This window comes from Pseudomonas sp. AGC41 (assembly GCF_057334555.1).
Genome location: NZ_JBHFJB010000113.1, coordinates 3,694 through 8,099, shown reverse-complemented (window position 1 = coordinate 8,099; position 4,406 = coordinate 3,694). Strand labels below are relative to the sequence as shown.

General features: G+C 63.0%; 5 protein-coding genes. 3 read left to right on the top strand and 2 right to left on the bottom strand.

Features of this window, described 5'->3' with window-relative positions; genetic code table 11:
- From ACE04F_RS18965 to ACE04F_RS18955, 3 genes are all read left to right on the top strand, one after another.
- Positions 1–432, top strand: a 432-nt coding sequence (locus ACE04F_RS18965) for a transporter substrate-binding domain-containing protein (RefSeq protein ID WP_486109077.1), incomplete at its 5' end; no start/stop codon positions are given.
- 103 nt (positions 433–535) lie between these two features.
- Entirely contained in the window at positions 536–1,648 is a 1,113-nt protein-coding gene (locus ACE04F_RS18960; RefSeq protein ID WP_486109075.1) for a succinylglutamate desuccinylase/aspartoacylase family protein, read from the top strand.
- 64 nt (positions 1,649–1,712) lie between these two features.
- Positions 1,713–2,429: an alpha/beta hydrolase gene (locus ACE04F_RS18955; protein ID WP_486109073.1), complete on the top strand. Its 717-nt coding sequence runs from the start codon at positions 1,713–1,715 to the stop codon at positions 2,427–2,429.
- A 145-nt stretch (positions 2,430–2,574) separates the two neighbouring features.
- Here ACE04F_RS18955 and ACE04F_RS18950 read toward each other — a convergent pair whose 3' ends face one another.
- A complete protein-coding gene (locus ACE04F_RS18950; protein WP_486109071.1) occupies positions 2,575–3,165 on the bottom strand; it encodes a DcrB/PsbP domain-containing protein in 591 nt (196 codons plus the stop codon).
- 181 nt (positions 3,166–3,346) lie between these two features.
- Positions 3,347–4,282 (bottom strand): LysR family transcriptional regulator, encoded by a 936-nt coding sequence (locus ACE04F_RS18945; protein ID WP_486109069.1) that lies wholly within the window; start codon positions 4,280–4,282, stop codon positions 3,347–3,349.
- Positions 4,283–4,406 lie beyond the last annotated feature (124 nt).

Here is a 4,406-nt window from a genome sequence, read left to right as displayed (position 1 = left end):
ATGAAGGAAGGTACCGACGTCAAGGACCCGCTGACCGAACTCAAGGGCAAGAAAGTCGGCGTGCTGCGGGCCAGTACCCATGACCGTTTCGCGACCGAAGTGCTGGTGCCGGCGGGAATCAACCTGGTGCGCTACAGCTCCCAGCAGGAAGCGAACCTGGACATGGTCGCTGGTCGCCTCGACGCAATGCTCGCCGACTCGGTCAACCTCGATGAAGGTTTCCTGAAAACCGCCGCTGGCAAGGGCTTTGCCTTCGTCGGGCCGACCTATGAAGACGCGAAGTATTTTGGCGGCGGCGCCGGCATCGCGGTGCGCAAGGGTGACAAGGCCCTGGCGGACAAATTCAACGCCGCCATCAGCGAAATTCGCGCCAATGGCACCTACAAGAAAGTCCAGGACAAATACTTCGCCTTTGACGTCTATGGGCATTAATCGCTGAAGAAAACAGGTGGCCCGCCGCTGACCCGGCCGGCCACCTTTTTCATGGGCGATTGTTTTACCCTGAGCCTGTCGAGAACCGATATCTGGAGTGCCAATGCAACGCATCGACCATACCCTGCCGTGGAGCCACTTGGGCACGGAGCGCCGGCTCAGCGTGTTTCGTTTCGGCCATGGCCCGCGCAAGGCCTACATCCAGGCCAGTCTGCACGCCGATGAACTGCCGGGCATGCGCACCGCATGGGAGCTGAAACAGCGGCTCAGCGACCTCGAGTCCCGCGGGCTGCTCAAGGGCGTGATCGAACTGGTGCCGGTGGCCAACCCGATCGGCCTGGACCAGCATTTGCAGAGTGCCCACATGGGGCGCTTCGAGCTGGGCAGCGGAAAGAATTTCAACCGTTCCTTTGTCGAACTCAGTGCCCCGGTGGCGCAGCGCGTCGGGGCTCGTCTGGGCGACGATCCGGCTGCCAACGTCACCTTGATCCGGCAAACCATGGCCGAGGTGCTCGACGAACTACCCGCGCCACCTTCGCAACTCGAAGCCATGCATCGGCTGTTGCTTCGCCATGCCTGCGACGCCGACATCACCCTCGATCTGCACTGCGATTTCGAGGCCGCGATTCACTTGTACGCGTTGCCGCAACAATGGCCGCAGTGGCGCTCGTTGGCCGCGCGGCTGAGGGCCGGTGTGGCGTTGTTGTGCGAGGATTCGGGCGGCAGTTCGTTCGACGAGTCCTGTTCCACGCCCTGGCTGCGCCTGGCGAGGATCTTCCCGCAAGCGGCCATTCCGGCGGCCAACCTGGCGACGACGCTCGAACTGGGCAGCATGGGCGATACCCGGGTCGAGCAGGCCCAGGCCAATTGCGAGGCCATCCTCGGATTTCTCGCCGAGCAGGGGCTCATCGGCGGTGACTGGCCGGCGGCGCCGGCAGAATGCTGCGAGGGTTTTCCGTTCGAAGGCACCGAGTACCTGTTTGCCCCGCACCATGGCGTGGTGAGCTTTTTGCGCGAAGCCGGCGAGTGGGTGGAACGGGACGATCCTTTGTTCGAAGTGGTCGACCCGCTGAACGACCGCGTGACCAAGGTCCGCGCCGGCACCAGCGGCGTGCTGTTCGCCCTGGATCGCGGGCGCTACACCCAGCCGGGTATCTGGCAGGCGAAAGTCGCCGGGCGTGAGCCGATTCGGGCAGGGAAATTGATCAACGACTGATAAGTGCTGTCTACCTCACCGCACGGTGGTCACCGTGCGGCTACCCAATGCTGGAGGAAGACCGATGCTCAAAGCGTTCGCCCTGTTTCTGCTGCTGGTGTCTGCCGGAGCGCAGGCCCGACCGTCGCTGCATACCGACTTGCCACTCAACTACCTGGCCCGCGCCGATGAACAGGCCAGGAACCGACCGCTGGTGATTTTCCTGCACGGTTCGGGCAGCAACGAAGAAGACCTGCTGACGCTCGCGGACGAGTTGCCCCAGCACTACAACTACCTTTCGGTGCGGGCACCCAAGTCGATGGAGCCAGGACGCTATCAATGGTTTGCCAAGAAAGGCGAGGGCGCCTATGAAGGTGACACGTCAGATCTGAAAGCCAGCGGCCAGATGCTCCTGGAATTCATCGAGAAGGCCCGGGCCAAATACCCGACCGATGCGAGCAACGTCTACCTGGTGGGCTTCAGCCAAGGCGCAATGATGAGCTACGAGGTGGCCCTGAGACACCCCGAAGCCGTCGGCGGCATCGCCGCGATGGGCGGGCGAGTCCTTTCGGTGTTGCGCGCCGAACTGACGCCGGATGAATCGCGCCGGGATCTGGCGGTGTTCATCGGCCACGGCACGGTGGACCCGATCATTCCCTATCGCGACGGCACCGACGCTGACACGTTCCTCAAGACCCTGGCCCTGGAACCGGAATTCCACGCGTATCCGGGGCTTGGTCACAATATCAGCGCGCAGGAGGTGAAGGACCTGCGGGCCTGGCTGGAGCGGCTCAACCCTTGATCCAGCCGGACCCCGTGGGGTCGGGCTTACTCCTGCGGTTCGACGGCGGTGAGCCTCTGTTTTCGAGCATGCCAAATTTCTCTGTGGGAGCGAGCCCGCTCGCGAATGCAGCAGTGGGGTCCACCAGGCACACCGCACAGGCCCATCACTTCCCGCTGGCGATCTGCTTGACCATTGCCTCGTGACCGGCCGGGTCGCTCGCCCTGGAGATAATCTGCACCACGGCCATGCGCGTGCCGGACGCCCCTATCAGGGTAGTATCCAACGTGGGCCCGCCACCCTGGGTAGCCCGGGTGTCGAGCTGGCGCAGGCCGAGGCCGGTGGCTTTCAGAATCAGGCTCTTTTCTCCGAGGATCCTTGCATCCGGTAGGGCCTTGGTCTTCTGGACAGCGAAATCGGCGAAGGTCGTGTCCAGGAAGGCCGCGTCGTTATCTTTTACATTTGCTCCGTCAGCCAGGGTGTTCTCCGCCGTGATCACCACCGTTTTGCGGGTGGCATTGCTGTACATCGTACCGCTCGCCCCGGCGGTTCCCTGCGCCACGTCCCCTGCGGACAAGGGCGTCGCCACGAAGCCCAGGGGAAGGGTGAAGCTGAACTTGCCGCCCAGCAGCGAAACCTTCTGGGCCGGCGCTTGCGCCACGTTTTTTTTGGGCTGGGCGCCAATGGCCGGGAATGCCACCAGGCCGGTGATCGCCGTCAGTAGCAGGACGGCGGCTGGTTTACTGAGCAATGACATTAAACGCTCCACGGGCTGGCTGGCTTGAAACTGGAACACGAGTCGTCCCTGTCGGTCATGGGTTCGATACGTTAACACGACGGCACTGAGGCGCCGCGCCGACGCCTGGCGTTCGAAGTGTTCGGTGACCAGACCAAGCGCCGGCAACGGGCCGGGGAAGTCCGACTGAGCCCCACACGGCTCAAGGACGATCCCAATAGGGCACTTCGCCGAAACACTCGAGGAAAAAATCGATCACTGTGCGCACTTTCACCGACAAGCGTCGGCTGCCAGGCCAGAGGACGGCGATTTGCTGCGGTTCAAGGCTGTTGGATGCTTCGTAATCAATCAGGACCGGTACCAGCGTGCCGTTGCGCACGGCTTCGCCGATCAGCCATGACGGAAACATCACCAGGCCCAGGCCCTGCTCGGCGGCCTGGGTCAGGGTGTCGGCGTGGTTGCCGGTGATCGGCCCCTTGACGCGATAGGGTGTCCAGGCCTGACCCGGCTTGCGGAAAAACCAGCGCTGTTGCCCGGCTACGCCTTTGTAGGCCAGGCACTGATGGGCCGCCAAGTCTTCGGGTTTGTGTGGAGCGCCGTAGCGGGCCAGATAGGCGGGGCTCGCCGCGATCTGGAAACGGTGCGGCGCGATGATCCGCGCCTGCATGCTGGAGTCGTGCAACGAGCCGATGCGAAAGAGCAGGTCGGCGCCTTCCTGTAGCGGGTCGACGTAACTGTCGGTCTGCTGCAGGTCCAACTGCAGCTTCGGGTAACGCTCGCACAGCTGCCCCAGCCAGGGCGTCAGGTGGCGCTGTGCGAACACCACCGGGGCGTTGATCCGGACCAGTCCGGCCGGTTCGCTGTGCTGTTCCTGCAAGGCCTGTTCGGCTCCCTCCAGCTGCACCAGCAGCAAGCGTGCGTGATGCCCGAGCAGGCGGCCGGCTTCGGTGGGCGAAACGGCGCGGGTATGGCGATACAGCAACTGCTGGTTCAGTGCTTGCTCCATCAGTTGGATCTGTCGGGAAATCGACGAGGGCGCCAACCCCTCGCGTCGCGCGACTTCCGAGAAACTGCCGTGATCGAGCACCGCGACGAACAATCGCAGCGCCTTGAAGCCCAGTTCATCAAGACCGTGCATGGGAACATCCGCTGTGCGTATTACGCAAAAGTGTTGTCGGAATGCTCCCATTTATCGCACAGCTGCGCCAGCCGATAATGTCAGTCGTTTCTTTTCAGGCAGATTTATCTCATGCAGTCTTCAT